The 17,670-nt window shown below is 64.6% G+C and carries 21 protein-coding genes; 15 read left to right on the top strand and 6 right to left on the bottom strand.

What is annotated here, in order from left to right; translation table 11 throughout:
* Nucleotides 1–231: 231 nt before the first annotated feature.
* Genes XI02_RS01060 through dnaQ form a run of 4 tightly spaced genes read left to right on the top strand, consistent with a single transcriptional unit; the run spans nt 232 to nt 3,091 of the window.
* The gene (locus XI02_RS01060; RefSeq protein WP_016841463.1) at nt 232–1,068 is read left to right on the top strand and encodes a pyruvate, water dikinase regulatory protein; all 837 of its coding nucleotides are present in this window, start codon (nt 232–234) and stop codon (nt 1,066–1,068) included.
* A gap of 10 nt (nt 1,069–1,078) precedes the next feature.
* Entirely contained in the window at nt 1,079–1,687 is a 609-nt protein-coding gene (locus XI02_RS01055) for a Maf family protein (RefSeq protein ID WP_172646196.1), read from the top strand.
* Nucleotides 1,688–1,735: 48 nt separating this feature from the next.
* Nucleotides 1,736–2,335, top strand: coding sequence for a dephospho-CoA kinase (gene coaE, locus XI02_RS01050; protein ID WP_172646197.1), 600 nt, complete (start codon nt 1,736–1,738; stop codon nt 2,333–2,335).
* A gap of 30 nt (nt 2,336–2,365) precedes the next feature.
* Entirely contained in the window at nt 2,366–3,091 is a 726-nt protein-coding gene (gene dnaQ / locus XI02_RS01045) for a DNA polymerase III subunit epsilon (protein ID WP_172646198.1), read from the top strand.
* A gap of 172 nt (nt 3,092–3,263) precedes the next feature.
* Here the strand turns inward: dnaQ and secB are convergent, their stop codons facing one another.
* Nucleotides 3,264–3,752, bottom strand: coding sequence for a protein-export chaperone SecB (gene secB, locus XI02_RS01040; protein WP_016841467.1), 489 nt, complete (start codon nt 3,750–3,752; stop codon nt 3,264–3,266).
* Between the two features lie 421 nt (nt 3,753–4,173).
* Between secB and XI02_RS01035 the strand changes: the two genes are divergently transcribed.
* The 3 genes from XI02_RS01035 (at nt 4,174) to XI02_RS01025 (ending at nt 7,062) form a co-directional block, all read left to right on the top strand.
* Entirely contained in the window at nt 4,174–4,878 is a 705-nt protein-coding gene (locus tag XI02_RS01035) for a Tim44/TimA family putative adaptor protein (protein WP_172646199.1), read from the top strand.
* Between the two features lie 148 nt (nt 4,879–5,026).
* A complete protein-coding gene (locus tag XI02_RS01030; RefSeq protein WP_172648982.1) occupies nt 5,027–6,472 on the top strand; it encodes a murein transglycosylase A in 1,446 nt (481 codons plus the stop codon).
* Nucleotides 6,469–7,062 (top strand): Smr/MutS family protein, encoded by a 594-nt coding sequence (locus XI02_RS01025; RefSeq protein ID WP_172646200.1) that lies wholly within the window; start codon nt 6,469–6,471, stop codon nt 7,060–7,062. Before XI02_RS01030 ends, XI02_RS01025 begins: the two co-directional genes overlap by 4 nt.
* 2 nt (nt 7,063–7,064) lie before the next feature.
* Here XI02_RS01025 and XI02_RS01020 read toward each other — a convergent pair whose 3' ends face one another.
* The 5 genes from XI02_RS01020 to hslV form a co-directional block, all read right to left on the bottom strand.
* Entirely contained in the window at nt 7,065–8,189 is a 1,125-nt protein-coding gene (locus tag XI02_RS01020; RefSeq protein ID WP_172646201.1) for a hypothetical protein, read from the bottom strand.
* A gap of 157 nt (nt 8,190–8,346) precedes the next feature.
* Complete coding sequence (gene hslU, locus XI02_RS01015) at nt 8,347–9,651, bottom strand: ATP-dependent protease ATPase subunit HslU (protein ID WP_172646202.1); 1,305 nt, start codon at nt 9,649–9,651, stop codon at nt 8,347–8,349.
* Nucleotides 9,652–9,711: 60 nt separating this feature from the next.
* Entirely contained in the window at nt 9,712–10,308 is a 597-nt protein-coding gene (locus XI02_RS01010) for a DUF2585 domain-containing protein (RefSeq protein WP_172646203.1), read from the bottom strand.
* Nucleotides 10,305–10,790 (bottom strand): GNAT family N-acetyltransferase, encoded by a 486-nt coding sequence (locus XI02_RS01005; RefSeq protein WP_172646204.1) that lies wholly within the window; start codon nt 10,788–10,790, stop codon nt 10,305–10,307. The genes XI02_RS01010 and XI02_RS01005 overlap by 4 nt, the downstream gene beginning before the upstream one ends.
* Before the next feature lie 2 nt (nt 10,791–10,792).
* Nucleotides 10,793–11,350, bottom strand: coding sequence for an ATP-dependent protease subunit HslV (hslV, locus tag XI02_RS01000; RefSeq protein WP_016841475.1), 558 nt, complete (start codon nt 11,348–11,350; stop codon nt 10,793–10,795).
* A 182-nt stretch (nt 11,351–11,532) separates the two neighbouring features.
* Between hslV and hisB the strand changes: the two genes are divergently transcribed.
* From hisB to XI02_RS00960, 8 genes are all read left to right on the top strand, one after another.
* A complete protein-coding gene (gene hisB / locus XI02_RS00995) occupies nt 11,533–12,126 on the top strand; it encodes an imidazoleglycerol-phosphate dehydratase HisB (protein WP_016841476.1) in 594 nt (197 codons plus the stop codon).
* An 86-nt stretch (nt 12,127–12,212) separates the two neighbouring features.
* On the top strand, nt 12,213–12,743 hold the full coding sequence (locus XI02_RS00990; protein WP_018269324.1) for a DUF2628 domain-containing protein: 531 nt from the start codon (nt 12,213–12,215) through the stop codon (nt 12,741–12,743).
* On the top strand, nt 12,740–13,390 hold the full coding sequence (gene hisH / locus XI02_RS00985) for an imidazole glycerol phosphate synthase subunit HisH (RefSeq protein ID WP_016841478.1): 651 nt from the start codon (nt 12,740–12,742) through the stop codon (nt 13,388–13,390). The genes XI02_RS00990 and hisH overlap by 4 nt, the downstream gene beginning before the upstream one ends.
* The gene (gene hisA, locus XI02_RS00980) at nt 13,387–14,115 is read left to right on the top strand and encodes a 1-(5-phosphoribosyl)-5-[(5-phosphoribosylamino)methylideneamino]imidazole-4-carboxamide isomerase (protein WP_026192057.1); all 729 of its coding nucleotides are present in this window, start codon (nt 13,387–13,389) and stop codon (nt 14,113–14,115) included. Before hisH ends, hisA begins: the two co-directional genes overlap by 4 nt.
* 9 nt (nt 14,116–14,124) lie before the next feature.
* Complete coding sequence (gene hisF, locus XI02_RS00975; RefSeq protein WP_028335794.1) at nt 14,125–14,901, top strand: imidazole glycerol phosphate synthase subunit HisF; 777 nt, start codon at nt 14,125–14,127, stop codon at nt 14,899–14,901.
* 150 nt (nt 14,902–15,051) lie between these two features.
* Complete coding sequence (locus XI02_RS00970) at nt 15,052–15,375, top strand: phosphoribosyl-ATP diphosphatase (protein ID WP_028341982.1); 324 nt, start codon at nt 15,052–15,054, stop codon at nt 15,373–15,375.
* Nucleotides 15,376–15,410: 35 nt separating this feature from the next.
* Entirely contained in the window at nt 15,411–16,367 is a 957-nt protein-coding gene (gene coaA / locus XI02_RS00965) for a type I pantothenate kinase (RefSeq protein WP_026192056.1), read from the top strand.
* Between the two features lie 200 nt (nt 16,368–16,567).
* Nucleotides 16,568–17,602 (top strand): IS110 family transposase, encoded by a 1,035-nt coding sequence (locus tag XI02_RS00960; protein WP_172646394.1) that lies wholly within the window; start codon nt 16,568–16,570, stop codon nt 17,600–17,602.
* Nucleotides 17,603–17,670 lie beyond the last annotated feature (68 nt).

Here is a 17,670-nt window from a genome sequence, read left to right as displayed (position 1 = left end):
ACGGCAGCGGATATCCGGAATCTCTCGCAGGACTCAATTGGTTGCGCGCGTCTGTGGCCAGCTTATGAAGAGACAAATCCACACGGGTTCACTATCATCCTGCCTGTGACGTCGACTTATCCTATTGCGGGGTGCTGTGAAGAAAGGCACGGGATATACAGAGCCCGGGCGGCGAACCCGGATTCTTCTCCTCGACCTCCACAGGGATTCACAGGTTAGACAGGGGCTCTGGTGCCGACGACTTCCAATTATTTCCACCTGCATCTGGTGTCGGACTCGACCGGCGAGACGCTGATTACCGTGGCGCGCGCGGTCGCCGCGCAATACGCCAATGTGACCGCGGTCGAGCATGTCTATCCCCTGGTGCGCAGCCAGAAGCAGCTCGATCGCGTGCTCGACGAGATCGAGGAATCGCCCGGCATCGTCCTGTTCACGCTGCTGGAGAAGGATCTGGTCGGCCGGCTCGAGGGCAAGTGCAAGGAGATCAACGTTCCGAGCCTGTCGATCATCGGGCCTGTGATGCAGCTGTTCGAGGCGTATCTGGGTGCCGCGACGACCGGGCGCGTCGGTGCGCAGCACGTGCTGAACGCGGAATATTTCCGCCGCATCGATGCGCTGAACTACACGATGATGCATGACGATGGTCAGCATGTCGAAGGCCTCGAGGAGGCCGATGTCGTGCTGGTCGGGGTATCCCGCACCTCGAAGACACCGACGTCGATCTATCTCGCCAACCGCGGCATCAGAACGGCGAATGTGCCGCTGGTGCCGGGCATCCCGCTGCCGCATCAGCTCGAGACCTTGAAGAAGCCGCTGGTGGTCAGCCTGCATGCGACGCCCGAACGCCTGATCCAGGTCCGGCAGAACCGCCTGCTCACCATGGGCGACCGCGACAACGATACCTACATCGACAAGCAGTCGGTAGCCGACGAGGTCGCCTTTGCCCGGCGCCTCAGCGCGAAATTCAACTGGGCGCTGCTCGACGTCACGCGGCGTTCGATCGAGGAGACGGCGGCCGCGGTGATGAAGCTCTTCAACGACCGCCAGCGCGCGCGGCCGTCGGAATGATTCTCACGTCATGAGCATCTGGCGCGGCCCACAGAAGCTGATCCTCGCGTCGCAGAGCCGCGCGCGAAAGATGCTGCTTGAAAACGCCGGCCTCGATTTCGAGGCGCTGCCGGCCGACATCGACGAACGCGCGGTGCAGAAGAATTCCGGCCTTGCGGCGCCGGGCGAGATCGCGTTGCTCCTGGCGCGCGAGAAGGCGTTGTTCGTCTCCAGGCAGAGGCCCGGTCAATATGTCGTCGGCGCCGACCAGACGCTGGCGCTGGGGCAACGGATGTTCAGCAAGCCCGCCGGCCGCACGCAGGCTGCCGAGCAACTCGGCCTGCTCGCCGGACGGACCCATGAGCTGCATTCCGCCGTCTCAGTCGCACGCGATGGAAAGGTCCTGTTCGGCGATGTGAGCGTGGCCCGCATGACGATGCGGCGGCTCGTTGCCGGCGAGATCGAGAGCTATCTCGACCATGCCGGGGAGGCGGTGACGACCAGCGTCGGTGCCTACCAGCTCGAGGGCCTCGGCGTGCATCTGTTTGAGCGGATCGAAGGTGACCATTTCACCATCCTCGGCCTGCCGCTATTGTCGTTGCTGGCGTTCCTGCGCGGCGAGAAGCTGCTCGCGGTGTGAGGCGCGGAGGCGTGGTGACGGGAGAGATGCTGAACCGATGTTGATGCGATGCTGATTCTTGGATTGACCGGCTCGATCGGGATGGGGAAATCCACCACGGCCAAACTGTTCATGGAGGCCGGCGTGCCGGTGTACGACGCCGATGCGGCCGTGCATCAGCTCTACGAAGGCGAAGCCGCGCCGGCGATCGAGGCCGCCTTTCCCGGCACCACTGCCGGCGGCAAGGTCGATCGCGCGAAACTGTCGGCGCGCGTGGTGCACGATCCTGCTGTGATGAAGCAGCTCGAGCAGATCGTGCATCCGATGCTCGGCGCATCGCGCCAGAAATTCTTCGCCGATGCAGAAGCCGCAGGTCACCCGGTCGTCGTTGTCGACGTGCCGCTATTGTTCGAGACCGGCGGCGAGAAGCGTGTCGATGCCGTCGTTGTCGTCACCACCTCGCCGGAACTGCAGCGCGAGCGGGTGCTGGCCCGCGGCACGATGGATGCGGCCAAGCTCGACGCCATCATCGCCAAGCAGATGCCGGACGCCGAGAAGCGCAAGCGCGCGGATTTCATAGTGGATACCTCGCACGGACTTGATCCGGTGCGGGCGCGCATCCGCGACATTCTGGCCGAGGTTGTTAAGATGCCGAAGCGGCGTGCCTGATTCGCCCGCCTTTTCGGATTCCTTCACGTCATGCGCGAAATCGTTCTCGATACCGAAACCACTGGCCTCGATCCGCTGCGCGGCGACCGGCTGGTGGAAATCGGCTGCGTCGAGATTTACAACCGCATGCCGACCGGACAGACCTACCACGTCTACATCAATCCCGAGCGCGACATGCCGGCGGAAGCGTTCGCCGTGCACGGGCTGTCGACCGAGTTCCTGGCCACCAAGCCGCTGTTCAACGAGGTGGTCGACGAGTTCCTGGCCTTCATCGGCGATACACCGCTGGTGATCCACAACGCGTCGTTCGACATCAGCTTCATCAACGCCGAGCTTGACCGCATCAAGCGGAAGGCGATCCCGAAGGACCAGCTGGTCGATACGCTGCTGCTGGCACGGCGCAAGCATCCCGGCGTGTCGAACCGGCTCGACGATCTCTGCTCGCGTTATCAGATCGACAATTCCCGCCGCACCAAGCACGGCGCCTTGCTCGACGCCGAACTGCTGGCCGAGGTCTATATCGACCTGATCGGAGCGCGGCAGTCGCAGCTGATCCTGGCGTCGGAAACGTCGGATGCGCGCGCGGGCGGCCATAGTGGTGATACGCCGCGGCGGCAACGCGAGACCCCGCTGCTCGCGCGGGTCAGTGACGCCGATCGGGAGGCCCACCGGGCCTTCATTGCCACGCTCGGCGACAAGCCGATCTGGAACGATTACCTGCCGCCGCCAGCGCCTGCTGCAGCACCGGCGGCTTGATCAAAATAGGTCGGGGCGTAGTTCCGTCATCCTGAGGTGCGAGCTCTTGCGAGCCTCGAAGGATGCACGGCCCGGCTGGTGGCCGTCGATCCTTCGAGACGCCCGCAAGTGCGGGCTCCTCAGGATGACGGATTACACTTCCCCGCGTGTTACACTTTCCCGGGTCTAGAACTCAGCTCGGCTTGACGCCGGGAGCAGCCTGGGCGGCCGCCTGCCGCTCCATGTTCTGGCGGTAGAGACCGAGGAAATCGACGGGGTCGAGCAACAAAGGCGGGAAGCCGCCGTCGCGGACCGAGGTCGCGACGATCTCGCGTGCGAACGGGAACAGCAGCCGGGGGCACTCGATCATGACCAGCGGGTGCAGGTTCTCCTTCGGCACATTCACGATCCGGAAGACGCCGGCATAAGCGAGGTCGAAGCTGAACATCACCTTGCCTGCGGTCTCGGCCTTGCCCTCGATCGAGAGGATCACCTCGTACTCGTTCTCCGACAGGTTGTTGGCGGAGACGTTGATCTGAATGTTGATCGCCGGCTGCTGTTGCTGCTGGCCGAGCGAGGCCGGCGCATTCGGGTTCTCGAACGACAGGTCCTTGGTGTACTGAGCCAACACGTTGAGCTGGGGAGCGGGTTGTTCGACGGGGGCGCCGTTGCCATTGGTCATGAAAATGTCTCCTGGAGCAGCGCTCGATGGACAGAGTGTCCGACGGCACGCGTTAAGGTGTTGAGAATGCCGATGCCGGGCGAGTGGCTATCATAGGCCCGGCTCGGTCCACAAGGACGACGAACGGGCGCGTTCCGGCGGGCCGGCGGCAAGTTCTCCCGGCAAAGGGCGGCGCGCGTGAGCCTGTCCAATCTCTTAACAGCTTCCTAAATTATTGAAGATACGCGATTTCCTGAAAGGAACGGTTTCCCCCGGGGGTCAAAACGCGCTACACTTGCCCGTGCCAAAAAGCGCCATTGGCCGGGCATAGTTTCGTGCCTACATCTGCGGACTCTATCGGTGATGTAATCTCTGCTGTTCCCGACCGGGAACGCTTTGACGGCCGGCCCGTTGCCGGCAGAGACCAGAAAGCGAATTCGACGTGGATATTTACACCATCATCTTCCTGGCGCTGGCCGTGTTTATCTTCCTGCGCCTGCGCAGCGTTCTCGGACAGCGCACGGGAAGCGAGCGGCCGCCTTATGATCGCGCCGCGCCCAACGTCGTGCAGCGCGGTCAGGACAACAACGTCGTTCCGATCCCGGGATCGGTGATCGACCAGCCGGCCTCGGCCGCGCCTACTGAGCCGGTCGAGCCCACGGAACGCTGGAAGGGCATCGCCGAGCCCGGCACGGCGCTGGCGCAGGGTCTCGACGCGGTATCAGTCCAGGATTCCTCGTTCGATCCGCGGCATTTCCTCTCAGGTGCCCGCTCGGCCTATGAAATGATCGTGCTGGCCTTCGCCAATGGCGATCGCCGCGCGCTGCGCGACCTGCTGTCGACCGAGGTCTATGAAAGCTTCGAGGCCGCAATCAAGGATCGCGAGAAGCACGAGCAGAAGACCGAGACGCGGTTCGTCTCGATCGACAAGGCCGAGATCGTCAGCGCGGAGACGCGCGACCGCTCGACCCAGCTCACCGTCCGCTTCGTGTCACAGATGATCTCGGTCACGCGCGACAAGGCCGGCACCATCGTCGACGGCAGCCCGGACAAGGTCGCCGACATCACCGATATCTGGACATTCGCCCGCGACTCGACTTCCCGCGATCCGAATTGGAAGCTGGTTGGCACTGGAAGCGCTCACTAAGCATCTCAGCTACGGGCGGCTCGCGGTCGCGTGCTGCGCGCTCGCGGTGCTGTGCTCCACCGCAGCGATCGCGGCGCGCTACAGATCGAGCCGGCACCCTCCGCCGCGACACGAGCGTAGCCACCCGATTCCCTATCCCAATCTGGAAATGCCGCTGCAGGTCAGCGGCAGCCAGTATGAGCCGCTCGCCTGGTCCAACGTCGCGGGCTGGAGCGCCGACGATCATCTCGCGGCCTACAGGGCGTTTCGCACCAGCTGCAAGCCGATCGCGGCCCAGCAGGGTGCGCCCGCGGATTCGAAAGCGCTCGGGAGCTCGCTGCGCGATCCCTGCCGGATCGCCAAGGGACTCGCGCTGAGCGACGGCGTCAAGGCGAAGGACTTCTTCGAGCAGAATTTTGTGCCGCTGCGCATCTCGCGGCTCGGCGAGGACGCCGGCTTCGTCACCGGTTACTACGAGCCGGTACTCGATGGATCGCGGACCCAGACCGACGTCTACAACGTGCCGGTCTATCGCCGCCCGTCCAACCTGTTCGTGCGCGGCAAGACGCAGAATTCGGTCGGCCTGCCCAATGGCGGCGCGGTGTATCGCAAGATCGGCCGGCGCAAGCTCGTGCCCTATTACGACCGCGGCCAGATCGAGGACGGCGCGATCGCCGGCCGCGGGCTCGAGATCTGCTGGCTGAAGAGCCAGACCGATCTCCTGTTCGCTCAGATCCAGGGCTCGGCGCGGATCAAGCTCGAGGACGGCACCACGCTGCGCATCAATTACGATGCGCATAATGGTTATCCCTATACGCCGGTCGGACGCGTCCTGATCGACCGCGGCATCATCCCGAAGGATCAGATGTCGATGCAGAAGATCAGGGAGTGGATGGAGCAGAACCCTGATGGCGCCAACGATCTGCGCCGGCAGAACCGCTCCTACGTCTTCTTCCGCGAGGTCCCGCTGTCCGACAAGGACGAGGCCGTCGGCGCGCAGGGCGTGCCGCTGACGCCGGGCCGCTCGATCGCGGTCGACAAGGCGCTGCATGTCTACGGCACGCCGTTCTTCATCGCCGGCGAGCTGCCGATCGAATCCGAGCAGTCGAAGACGCCGTTCCACCGGCTGATGATCGCGCAGGACACAGGCTCTGCGATCGTCGGTCCGGCGCGCGCCGATCTCTATTTCGGCGCCGGCGCGGATGCCGGAAAAGTCTCGGGCCGGCTGCGGCACAACATGCAGTTCGTCATGCTGGTGCCGAAGGGCCTCGATCCCGTCGCGCGCGGCCACAAGCTGCCTGTTCCGGATGAGCGGCCCTCGGCCAAGATCGCAAAGCTGTTTCCACAAACCGAGCCGCCGAAGGACAAGCCGGCGGCGAAGGCCGCGGATATGCCGACCGCCGGCATCGCCAAAAGCGCGGCGAAAGACTCAGGCACCAGCGCCGCCAAGAACCCGGCCGCGAAGGATGCCGCACCGGCAGCGCCCGCTGCAACAACCCCTGTCGCGCAGGCCGCGCCTGTGGCAGAACCGGTGCCGTTGCCGGTTGCCCGGCCAGATATTCCGCAACCGGAGAAGCGGCGCTTCCGGCGCTATCGCCATCACCGCGATCAATGAAACGACCCGCGCCGATCTCCGATCTGTCAGCTCCGTCGCGGCGCAAGCGCGCGCTGAGCGAAGAGGAGCGTGCGCTCTGGGAGAGCGTGGCAAAGCAGGTCAAGCCACTGCGCAAGCGGCCGGTCGCCGCGAAGGCCCACGCCGCCGCCCCTGATCCGGCCGTCCAACACGGCGCGGCCAAATCCATCCCGGTCAAGCCGGTCACAGCGGTCAAGGCTGCGCCGGCGCAACGCCCGCACGTGCCGCCGCTGGCGCCGATCGGCCGCCGCGAACGTGCAAAGCTCTCGCGCGGCCGGCAGGAGATCGATGCGCGGCTCGATCTGCACGGCATGACCCAGCTGCGCGCGCATCGCGTGCTGTTCACCTTCCTGCAGCGCGCGCACAGCGACGGGCTCACTTTCGTGCTCGTCATCACCGGCAAGGGCAAGGTCGGCGGGCTCGATTCCGAACGCGGCGTGCTGCGCCGCCAGGTGCCGGAATGGCTCAGCCTGCCGGAATTCCGCTCGCTGGTGGTCGGCTTCGAGGAAGCGCATATCGGCCATGGCGGCGAGGGCGCGCTTTACGTGCGTGTCCGGCGCGCGCGAGCCTAAAGCTAAAACGGGCGGACGATCCCGACGCGCGGGATCAGCGTCACGATCCAGCCTGATATCGTCGTCTTGCGGTCATCCGCCGGGATCGCCGGCACGTCCTTCGACGCCGGCAGCATCCTGGTGGCATGCAGCATCAGGAACATGCAGACCGCCCAGTTCGAGATCCAGCGTGAATAGTCGAACACGGTCACGAACATCACGAAATAGCCGGCGCTGATCATGACGAGTGCGCCGAGCACGATCCGGCGATGCAGGTCGCTCGCAAGCGCACCAATCAGCCGCGCGAAATAGCGCCATAGCGGCGTGTGCAGCCAGATCAGCAGCGCAAACACCGGAACGCCCAGGATGTTCGAGGGCATGCGCGCCCAGGTGTCGGCGAACTCCTTCGACAGCGGCTGGTACCAGATGTAGCCGAACTGAAGCAGGTCGGTGCGCGATGGATCGGCCATCCGGCTCTGCAGATGACGCATGAATTCGTCATAGGGCACGTCGACCGTGCCAGCGAATTGCGCGACCAGGAACAGAATGCCGACCGCGGCGAGCGCCGCGAGGCCGGAGACGGCGTTCCGCGGCGTCACGCCCTGCACCAGATAAAAGCGCAGCACCACGACCGCCGCGATGGTCGGCACATACATCAAGACGAAGATGTGATGGACCAGGATCAGCAGGATCGAGAACAGCGCGGCAATCAGCACATACACCGCTGAGCGCGCCGAGATCAGTAGCAGCACGATCGTCAGCGCACAGCCATAGATGTCGAAATGGCCGAGCGTGTGCATGAAGTTCTTCAGGAAGAACGGCGAGCCCGCGATGAAGACGAACAACGGCCAATGCGCGTCGTTGAAACCGAATGTGCGGCGGAACAGTTTGATGAACAGTCCGAGCGTCACCAGCCAGATCGCGCCGGCCAGCGCGAACACCAGCCATACGGGCACCTTGTCGGTGAACAGCGACACGATCGCCCCGACCAGCGCGCGCTTGGTGAAGCCGTAATGATAGTCGACCAGCAGATGGATGTAGGGAACGAAGGGCGGCAGCGCGATCTTGTGCAGGAACACGGCGACCAGCACGGCCGCATTGACGGCCAGCATCAAGCGCCAGGGGTTTTGCCACACCCGCAGATTCATCGATCGCCCACTCTCGTCGTCCCGGGCAAGCGAAGCGCGACCCGGGACCCATAACCACCGAAGGTAGTTCTAGAAGGAATGTCGGCCCGAGTCTTTGTCACCGCGGACTGTCGGGGTTTTGGGTCCCGGCTTTCGCCGGGACGACTACGGTGGCCGCCTACAAAATAAACCGGCTCAGATCGGCGTTCTTGGCGAGGTCGCCGACATGCTTGGTGACGTAGTCGGCGTCGACCTGGATGGTCTCGCCGTGGCGATCGGGCGCGGTGAAGGAGATCTCGTCCAGCACCCGCTCCATCACGGTCTGCAGCCGCCTTGCGCCGATGTTCTCGACCGTGGAATTCACCGCCACGGCGACATCGGCCAGCGCGTCGATGGCGTTGTCGGTGATGTCGAGCGTGACGCCCTCGGTCTTCATCAGCGCAACATACTGCTTGATCAGCGACGCCTCCGGCTCGGTCAGGATCCGGCGCATGTCGTCGCGGGTCAGCGCCTGCAGCTCGACGCGGATCGGCAGGCGGCCCTGCAATTCCGGCAAAAGGTCTGACGGCTTGGCGATATGGAACGCACCCGAGGCGATGAACAGAATGTGGTCGGTCTTGACGGCGCCGTGCTTGGTCGAGACCGTGGTGCCCTCGATCAGTGGCAGCAGGTCGCGCTGCACGCCCTCGCGGGAGACGTCGCCGCCGGCGCGGTTCTCGCGCACGCAGATCTTGTCGATCTCGTCGAGGAACACGATGCCGTTGTTCTCGACCGCGTTGATCGCCTCCTGCACCAGCTGATCGGTGTCGAGCAGCTTGTCGGATTCCTCGTTGACGAGGATTTCGTGCGAGCCCTCCACCGTCAGGCGGCGGGTCTTGCTGCGTCCACCCATCTTGCCGAAGATGTCGCCGAGCGAGATCGCGCCCATCTGGGCGCCGGGCATGCCGGGGATTTCGAACATCGGCATGCCGCTGCCGCCCGACTGCGTCTCGATCTCGATTTCCTTGTCGTTGAGCTCGCCGGCGCGCAGCTTCTTGCGGAACGACTCGCGCGTCGCCGGGCTCGATCCCGAGCCGACCAGCGCGTCCAGCACGCGTTCCTCGGCGGCAAGCTGGGCGCGGGCCTGAACGTCCTTGCGCTTGCGCTCGCGGGTCTGCGCGATCGCGACCTCGACGAGGTCGCGGACGATCTGCTCGACGTCGCGGCCGACATAGCCGACCTCGGTGAACTTGGTGGCCTCGACCTTGAGGAATGGCGCGCCGGCGAGCTTGGCCAGCCGCCGCGCGATCTCGGTCTTGCCGACGCCGGTCGGCCCGATCATCAGGATGTTCTTGGGCAGAACCTCCTCGCGCAGGGAACCGGCGAGCTGCAGCCGCCGCCAGCGGTTGCGCAGCGCGATCGAGACGGCGCGCTTGGCGTCGGCCTGGCCGACGATGAAGCGGTCGAGTTCAGAAACGATTTCACGGGGAGAGAAGTGAGTCATTGGCTCTAGCTAGGTTGGAATCGCGGTCTCGGCAAGCGGCAGTCCTCCAGGGCGTGATCCCTAAAGGATCGGCGGCCCGACCTGCCACTGCCGGATCGCCTCGAACGGGTGGATCAGCATGATGATGTTCAGTGTCAGATTGTCGCGAATGTGAAGCAGCAACACGGTCTCGAACAAAACGCCGAGCGTGACGGTCGCGGCGATCGGCAGCTTGCGCGCCAGCAGGAAGCCGATAACCATCGCAAGCGTGTCCGACACCGAATTGACGATGGTGTCGCCGTAATAATCGAGCGAGATCGTGCCTGCGCGATAGCGCTCGATGATCCAGTTGGAGTTTTCGACGAGCTCCCAGCTGCCTTCGATCAGCATCGCGACAATCAGCCGCCCGGGCCAGGCGAGGCGCGGTAGCGCGAGGAAGGTCAGACCGTAGAACAGCAGGCCATGCAGCACATGCGACAGCGTGTACCAATCGGCGATGTGCTGCGAGTTTTCCGAGCTCTGAACCGTGCCATGCCAGAGCTTGACATAGCCGCAGGCACAGATCGGCAAACGGCCCATCGCATAAAGCAGCGCCGCCTGCAGCACGAGCAGCGCTGCTGCGATCGCCAGCCAATGCCACGCTGAAACGCCGGTGATGGGCTTGTGCGCGATCGTCATGCGTCGCGCGCCATCAGCAGCGCCGGCCCGTCCGGCGTATCGACCATACCTACCTTCTGAAAACCCGCCTTCTCACAGGCGCGGATCGCACGCGCATTGGCCGGATCGGGATCGGTGACGATGCGTGGCGCGCCCTGCGCCAGGCGGTCGTCGACAAAGGCGCGGATCAGCGCCGAGCCGTGGCCACCTGCCATCATGTTGGGCTCGCCGATGAAGAGGTCGATCCCGCGCGTACCCTCCGGCTGCGCCCCGAAGCCGGAATTCCACGCCGTAAGATCGTAGCACTGGATGTAGCCCAAATCGGACGCATCGGTTGCGACGATGAACTGGTCCATGGCCGGCTCATCGAGGTCGCCGCTGACCAGCGCATATTGCTCGGCCGGATCGCCCCACCATTCCCGGACATGCGGCAACGCCAGCCACTGCTTGACCAGCGGCAGGTCGGCCGGCGTCATCGGGCGGAAATGATAGGGGCCGGCCATGCTCAGCCGCCGATCGTCTCGATCGTCACGTTCCGGTTGGTGTAGACGCAGATATCGGCGGCGATATCCAGCGCGCGGCGGACGATGGTCTCGGCGTCCTTGTCGGTATCGACCAGCGCGCGGGCCGCGGCGAGAGCGTAATTGCCGCCGGAACCGATCGCCATGACCCCGGAGTCGGGCTCCAGCACGTCGCCGGTGCCGGTCAGCACCAGGGAAACGTCCTTGTCGGCCACGATCATCATGGCCTCCAGCCGCCGCAGGTAGCGGTCGGTCCGCCAGTCCTTGGCGAGCTCGACGGCCGCCCGGGTCAGCTGCCCCGGATATTGCTCCAGCTTGCTTTCCAGCCGCTCGAACAGGGTGAAGGCGTCGGCGGTGGCGCCGGCAAAGCCGCCGATCACGTCGCCCTTGCCGATCCGGCGGACCTTTTTGGCATTGGCCTTGATCACGGTCTGGCCGATCGAGACCTGCCCGTCGCCGCCGATCACCACCTTGCCGCCCTTGCGGACCGTACAGATCGTGGTGCCATGCCAGACCGGCAGCTCATTTGGGGATGCTTGCATAGGTTACCTCTCTTCCGGGCAGATTTAGGCGGTCGGGCAGGGGGTTACAATCGGGCGATTTGGCAAGGAATTTGGGTCACCCTGGCCCGAAGTTAGGGCGTTTCGGGGTCATCCCGCAGTAGCGAAGGTGACATCAGCCTGTTAAAAGACCGGCGTTTTCGGCACGGGAAAGCTCAATTTTCATGCGCACCGCAACCATCAAGCGCAAGACCAAGGAGACCGACATCGAGGTGACGGTCAACCTCGACGGAGCAGGCGTATCCACGGTTTCGACCGGGATCGGCTTCTTCGATCATATGCTCGACCTCCTGGCCCGGCATTCGCGCATCGACATCACGGTGAAGGCGGATGGCGATCTCCATGTCGATTACCACCACACCACCGAAGACGTCGGGATCGCGCTCGGACAGGCCGTGAAGCAGGCGCTCGGCAACATGGCCGGCATCACCCGCTACGCCTCGATCCACATGCCGATGGACGAGACGCTGTCGCGCGTCGTGATCGACATTTCCGGCCGCCCGGTGCTGGTGTTCAAGGCCGAATTCCCGCGCGACAAGATCGGTGAGTTCGACACTGAGCTGGTGCGCGAGTGGTTCAACGCCTTCGCGATGAACGCCGGCGTGACTCTGCACGTCGAGACCCTATATGGCGAGAACAGCCATCATATCGCCGAATCCTGTTTCAAGGGTCTGGCGAGGGCGCTGCGGACGGCAATTGCGATCGATCCGCGCGCCCAGGGCGAAGTGCCCTCGACCAAGGGTCAGCTCGGCGGCTGATCTCTGGAGCATGATCCGGAAGAGTGGATGCCGGTTTTCCGAAAGTTCGTGCTTTAAATAAGAGTCCATCCTCGGCGGAGCCTTCGATGCCGGTCTATACAGTGCATGCCCCCGTGGCCAACGGCGCCGATCTCGCGGCGGCCGACAAGTTCGTCTTCGTGCGCGACGGTTTCCATTTCTGGGCCGCGGTTGCGGGCGTAATCTGGCTGGCCTGGCATCGGCTCTGGCTGGCACTGATCGGCTGGCTCGTTCTTACTTTCGCGATCGATTACGCGCTGACCAAGCTTGGCGTCGGCCGCAGCGCGATCTTCTTCGTCGACCTGGTGTTGATGGTGTTGCTCGGGCTCGAAGCGGCGAGCTTGCAACGCTGGACGCTGTCGCGGCGCAGGTGGCGCCAGATCGACATCGTCGTGGGCGACGATGCAGAGGCCGCCGAGCGCCGCTTCTTCGCGCGCTGGACCGCGCGGCATCGCGGCGCCGTCAATGATCAGCGGTCGGTCGATCGCGGCGGGCCGCCGCCAACCCGAGACGTTCCGGGTCAGTCATTCTCAAAACCCCCAATGATGCCGCAGGGCGGCATCATCGGATTGTTTCCAGAGCCAGGAGGATCGCGATGACCGTTGCAATCATCGATTACGGCTCCGGCAATCTGCATTCGGCGGCCAAGGCCTTCGAGCGCGCCGCGCGCAGCATGGAGGATACACAAGCCATCAAGGTGACGCGCGATCCCGATGCGGTGTATCGCGCCGATCGGATCGTGTTGCCCGGCGTCGGCGCGTTTGCCGATTGCCGCCGCGGCGTCGACGCGGTCGACGGCATGCTGGAAGCGCTCACCGAGGCGGTGCGGGTCAAGGCGCGGCCGTTCTTCGGCATCTGCGTCGGCATGCAGCTGATGGCGACGCGCGGCAAGGAGCACGTGATCACCGAGGGCTTCAACTGGATCGGCGGCGATGTCGAGAAGATCGAGCCGCGCGACGAGAGCCTGAAGGTCCCGCATATGGGCTGGAACACGCTCGACATGGTGCGCGAGCATCCGGTGCTGGAGCGGCTGCCGCTCGGGCCGAAGGGACGTCACGCCTATTTCGTGCACTCCTATCACCTCAACGCCGCCAATGAGGCGGACGTGCTGGCGCGCGCCGATTATGGCGGGCCGGTGACCGCGATCGTCGGCAAGGACACCGCGATCGGCACCCAGTTTCACCCCGAGAAGAGCCAGCGCTTCGGCCTCGCTTTGATCGCCAATTTCTTGAAGTGGAAGCCGTGATTCTCTTTCCAGCGATTGATCTGAAGAACGGCCAGTGCGTGCGCCTGGAGCAGGGCGACATGGCGCGCGCCACCGTGTTCAATCTCGATCCGGCGGCGCAGGCGGCGAGCTTCGCCGCGCAGGGCTTCGAATATCTCCACGTCGTCGATCTCGACGGCGCCTTCGCCGGCAAGCCGATGAATGCGCATGCGGTGGAGGCGATGCTGAAGGCCGTCACCATGCCGGTGCAGCTCGGCGGCGGCATCCGCGACCTCAAGACCATCGAAGCCTGGCTCGACAAGGGCATCACGCGCGTCATCATCGGTACCGCCGCAGTGCGCGATCCCGAGCTGGTGAAGGGCGCGGCGAAGACATTCCCGGGTCGCGTGGCCGTGGGCCTCGATGCGCGCGACGGCAAGGTCGCGGTCGAAGGCTGGGCCGAGACCTCGCATGTGACCGCGCTCGAGATCGCACAGCGCTTCGAGGATGCCGGCGTCGCCGCGATCATCTTCACCGACATCGCCCGCGACGGCCTGCTCAAGGGCCTCAACCTCGACGCGACCATTGCGCTTGCCGACCGCATCTCGATTCCGGTGATCGCCTCCGGCGGCTTCGCCTCGATCGACGACGTCAAGGCGCTGCTGCAGCCGCGTGCCAAAAAGCTCGCCGGCGCGATCGTCGGCCGCGCGCTGTATGACGGACGGCTCGATCCGGCCGCTGCCCTTCAGCTGATCCGCGGCGCGTAGGAGGAGATCATGTTCAAGGTTCGCGTGATCCCCTGCCTCGACGTCAAGGACGGCCGCGTGGTCAAGGGCGTCAACTTCGTCGATCTGCGCGACGCTGGCGACCCGGTCGAGGCCGCGATCGCCTATGACGCCGCCGGCGCCGACGAGCTCACCTTCCTCGACATCACCGCCACCCATGAAAACCGCGGCATCATGCTGGACGTGGTGCGGCGGACGGCGGAAGCCTGCTTCATGCCGCTGACCGTGGGCGGCGGCGTCCGCACCGTCGACGACATCAAGACCCTGCTGCGCTCCGGCGCCGACAAGGTCTCGATCAATTCGGCGGCCGTCAGCCGGCGCGAATTCGTCAAGGAAGCGGCCGAGAAATACGGCGAGCAATGCATCGTGGTCGCGATCGACGCCAAGCGGGTCAAGCGCGCCGGCGGCTCGGACCGCTGGGAGATTTTCACCCATGGTGGACGCAATGCCACCGGGATCGACGCCATCGAATATGCCCAGGAGGTCGTCGCGCTCGGCGCCGGCGAAATCCTGCTGACCTCGATGGACCGGGACGGCACCAGGCAGGGCTTTGACCTGCCGCTGACCCGGGCGATCGCGGACAGTGTCCCCGTACCGGTCATCGCGTCCGGTGGTGTCGGCAATCTCGATCACCTGGTCGACGGCGTCCGCGAGGGTCACGCCACCGGCGTGCTGGCCGCGTCGATCTTCCACTTCGGGGAATTTACCATCCGTCAGGCCAAGGATCACATGGTGCGCGCCGGCCTGCCGATGCGGCTCGATCCCTAGCGCGAGCGTGGTCCGGAAAAGTGGAAACCGGTTTTCCGAAAAGACCACGCTCAAACGGAGTGGTTGAGGACTCCTTGTCACAAAAATGCTAAGTCCCCACCTAAGGGGTGGCACCCGTGCGGTGCCGCTGTGCATGCTTGAGTTGAGTTGATGTCGCGTTTCACGGTCCACGATCTGGCCGCCACCATCGACGCCCGCGCTGCGACGGGCGGCGAGGCGTCCTACACCCGTAAGCTGCTCGACAAGGGCGCGGAGCATTGCGCCAAGAAATTGGGCGAGGAAGCGGTCGAGACCGTGATCGCCGCGGTCGAGAATGACCGCGATCACCTCATCGCGGAAAGTGCCGATCTCGTGTTTCACCTGCTGGTTCTGTTGAAATCACGCGGCGTGAAGCTGGAGGATGTCGAGGCCGCGCTGGAGAAGCGCACCTCGATGTCGGGACTGGAAGAGAAGGCGTCGCGCAAGCGCGACTAGCGCAAATGATCGAGCGCATCGAGAGGGGCAGCCTCATGGACATCCGGGCACCAGATCAACAGTACAACCCCTACCGCATCTTCACGCGCCAGCAATGGTCGCATCTGCGTGACGATACGCCGATGACGCTCGAGCCGGGCGAGTTCGACCGCCTGCGTTCGATGCACGACCGCCTCGACTTGCAGGAGGTCGAGGACATCTACCTGCCGCTGTCGCGGCTGCTCTCGATCTATGTCGATGCGACCCAGCGGCTGTATTACTCGCAGCGTCAGTTCCTCAACATCCGCGACCGCAAGATGCCCTACATCGTCGGCGTCGCCGGTTCCGTCGCGGTCGGCAAGTCGACCACGGCACGCGTGCTGCAGGCGCTGCTGGCGCGCTGGTCGCCGCGGCCGAAGGTCGATCTGATCACGACCGACGGTTTTCTGTTTCCGAACGCGGTGCTCGAGCGGCAGGGCATCATGCAGAAGAAGGGCTTCCCGGAGAGCTACGACCTGCCGACGCTGCTGTCGTTCCTCAGCGACATCAAGGCGGGGCGGCGCCGCGTGCGCGCGCCGGTCTATTCGCATCTGACCTACGACATCGTGCCGAACAAATGGGTCGAGATCGACCAGCCCGACATCCTGATCGTCGAGGGCGTCAACGTGCTGCAGACCGGGCGGCTGCCGCGCGACGGCAAGGCGGTGCCGTTCGTTTCCGACTTCTTCGACTTCTCGGTCTATATCGACGCCGACGAGGCCGTGCTGCGGGAGTGGTACATCAAGCGCTTCCTGGCGCTGCGCGACACTGCGTTTACCGATCCGAGGTCCTACTTCCACCGCTATGCGCCGCTGTCGGACGAGGAAGCCACGGCGACTGCGATCGCGATCTGGGAGCGCACCAACCTTGCCAATCTCGAGGACAACATCCTGCCGACCCGCCCGCGCGCGACGCTGATCCTCAAGAAGGGTGCCGATCACGTGGTGCAGTCGGTCGCGCTGCGCCGGCTGTAGGTTTGATCCGCCAAAGCTGACCGCATCAGTGCTGTCGTCCCGGCGTAGGCCGGGACCCATACTCTGCGGCCACTGCAAGAGGCACGCGGCGAGACGGTCGTTCACCAATCGACAACAGTGGTTGATGGGGTGGACGGCCCCCTACGGCATCAGTTGTGCCAGAATGAGGTTGTTGCAAATCTCAGACAAGGGAGCCGTCCGTGAGAGAGATTATCCGCATCGGTATGGATACGTCGAAGCATATTTTTGTGCTGCATGGGGTTGATGCGGCCGAGCAGGTTGTGTTGCGCAAGAAGCTGTCGCGGAAGCAGGTGCTGGATTTCTTCGCCAAGTTGCCGCCGACGGTGATCGGGATGGAGGCCTGCGGAGGCTCGCAGCATTGGGCGCGAGAGCTTGGCAAGCTCGGCCATGAGGTGAAGCTGATGGCCCCGCAACTGGTGAAGCCCTACGTGATGCGGAACAAGAACGACGGGCGGGATGCGGAAGGGCTGTGTGAAGCGATGGGCCGGCCGAGCATGCGCTTTGTGCCGGTCAAGACGGCCGAGCAACAGGCCGCGCTGATGCTGACGGGTATCCGCGATGGATTGATCGCCCGGCGCACCCAGCTTGGCAATACGATCCGTGGCCATGCGGCGGAGTTCGGCCTGATCGCAGCCAAAGGGGTCGACAAGGTCGAGCCGCTGCTGGCGCGGATTGCGCAGGACGAGACGCTTCCCGCCCTGGCGCGCGAGTTGTTTGTCGTGCTGGGCCGCGAGTACACCAGGCTTGAGGGCGAGCTTGGGGAGATCGAAGCCAAGCTGATGGCCTGGCACCGATCCGATGCCACGGGTCGGCGTCTGGCGCAGATCCCCTCGATCGGTCCAATCATTGCGACGATGCTGGTGATGAAGACGCCGGATCCGCTTGCCTTCCGTTCCGGCCGGCACTTTGCGGCTTGGCTCGGCCTCACACCTCAAGACCATTCCACCGGCGGCAAGACCAGGCTCGGCAAGATTACGCGGGCGGGCGACGAGGACTTGCGACGGCTGCTGGTGATCGGGGCCACGGCGGTGATCCAGCAGGCCAGGCGGGGACGCGGTCATCACTCGCGCTGGCTGCTGGCCCTGATCCAGCGCAAGCCGCCGAAGCTTGCGGCCGTGGCGCTCGCCAACAAGGTGGCCCGCATCGCCTGGAAGCTGATGGCAACAGGTGAGAGCTACGATGTGGCACGGATGAATCCCATTCCGGCCACCTAACAGATTGGCCGGCCGGCGGGCTCGCTCGCCGGTCGACCCGGAGCTGCAGGAGCAGATGGAGCGATCGA

The organism is Bradyrhizobium sp. CCBAU 21365 (assembly GCF_015291305.1).
GTDB lineage: Bacteria > Pseudomonadota > Alphaproteobacteria > Rhizobiales > Xanthobacteraceae > Bradyrhizobium > Bradyrhizobium elkanii.
Note: the sequence above shows the minus strand (reverse complement) of the source record. Positions and strands in the feature narration are given on the sequence as shown.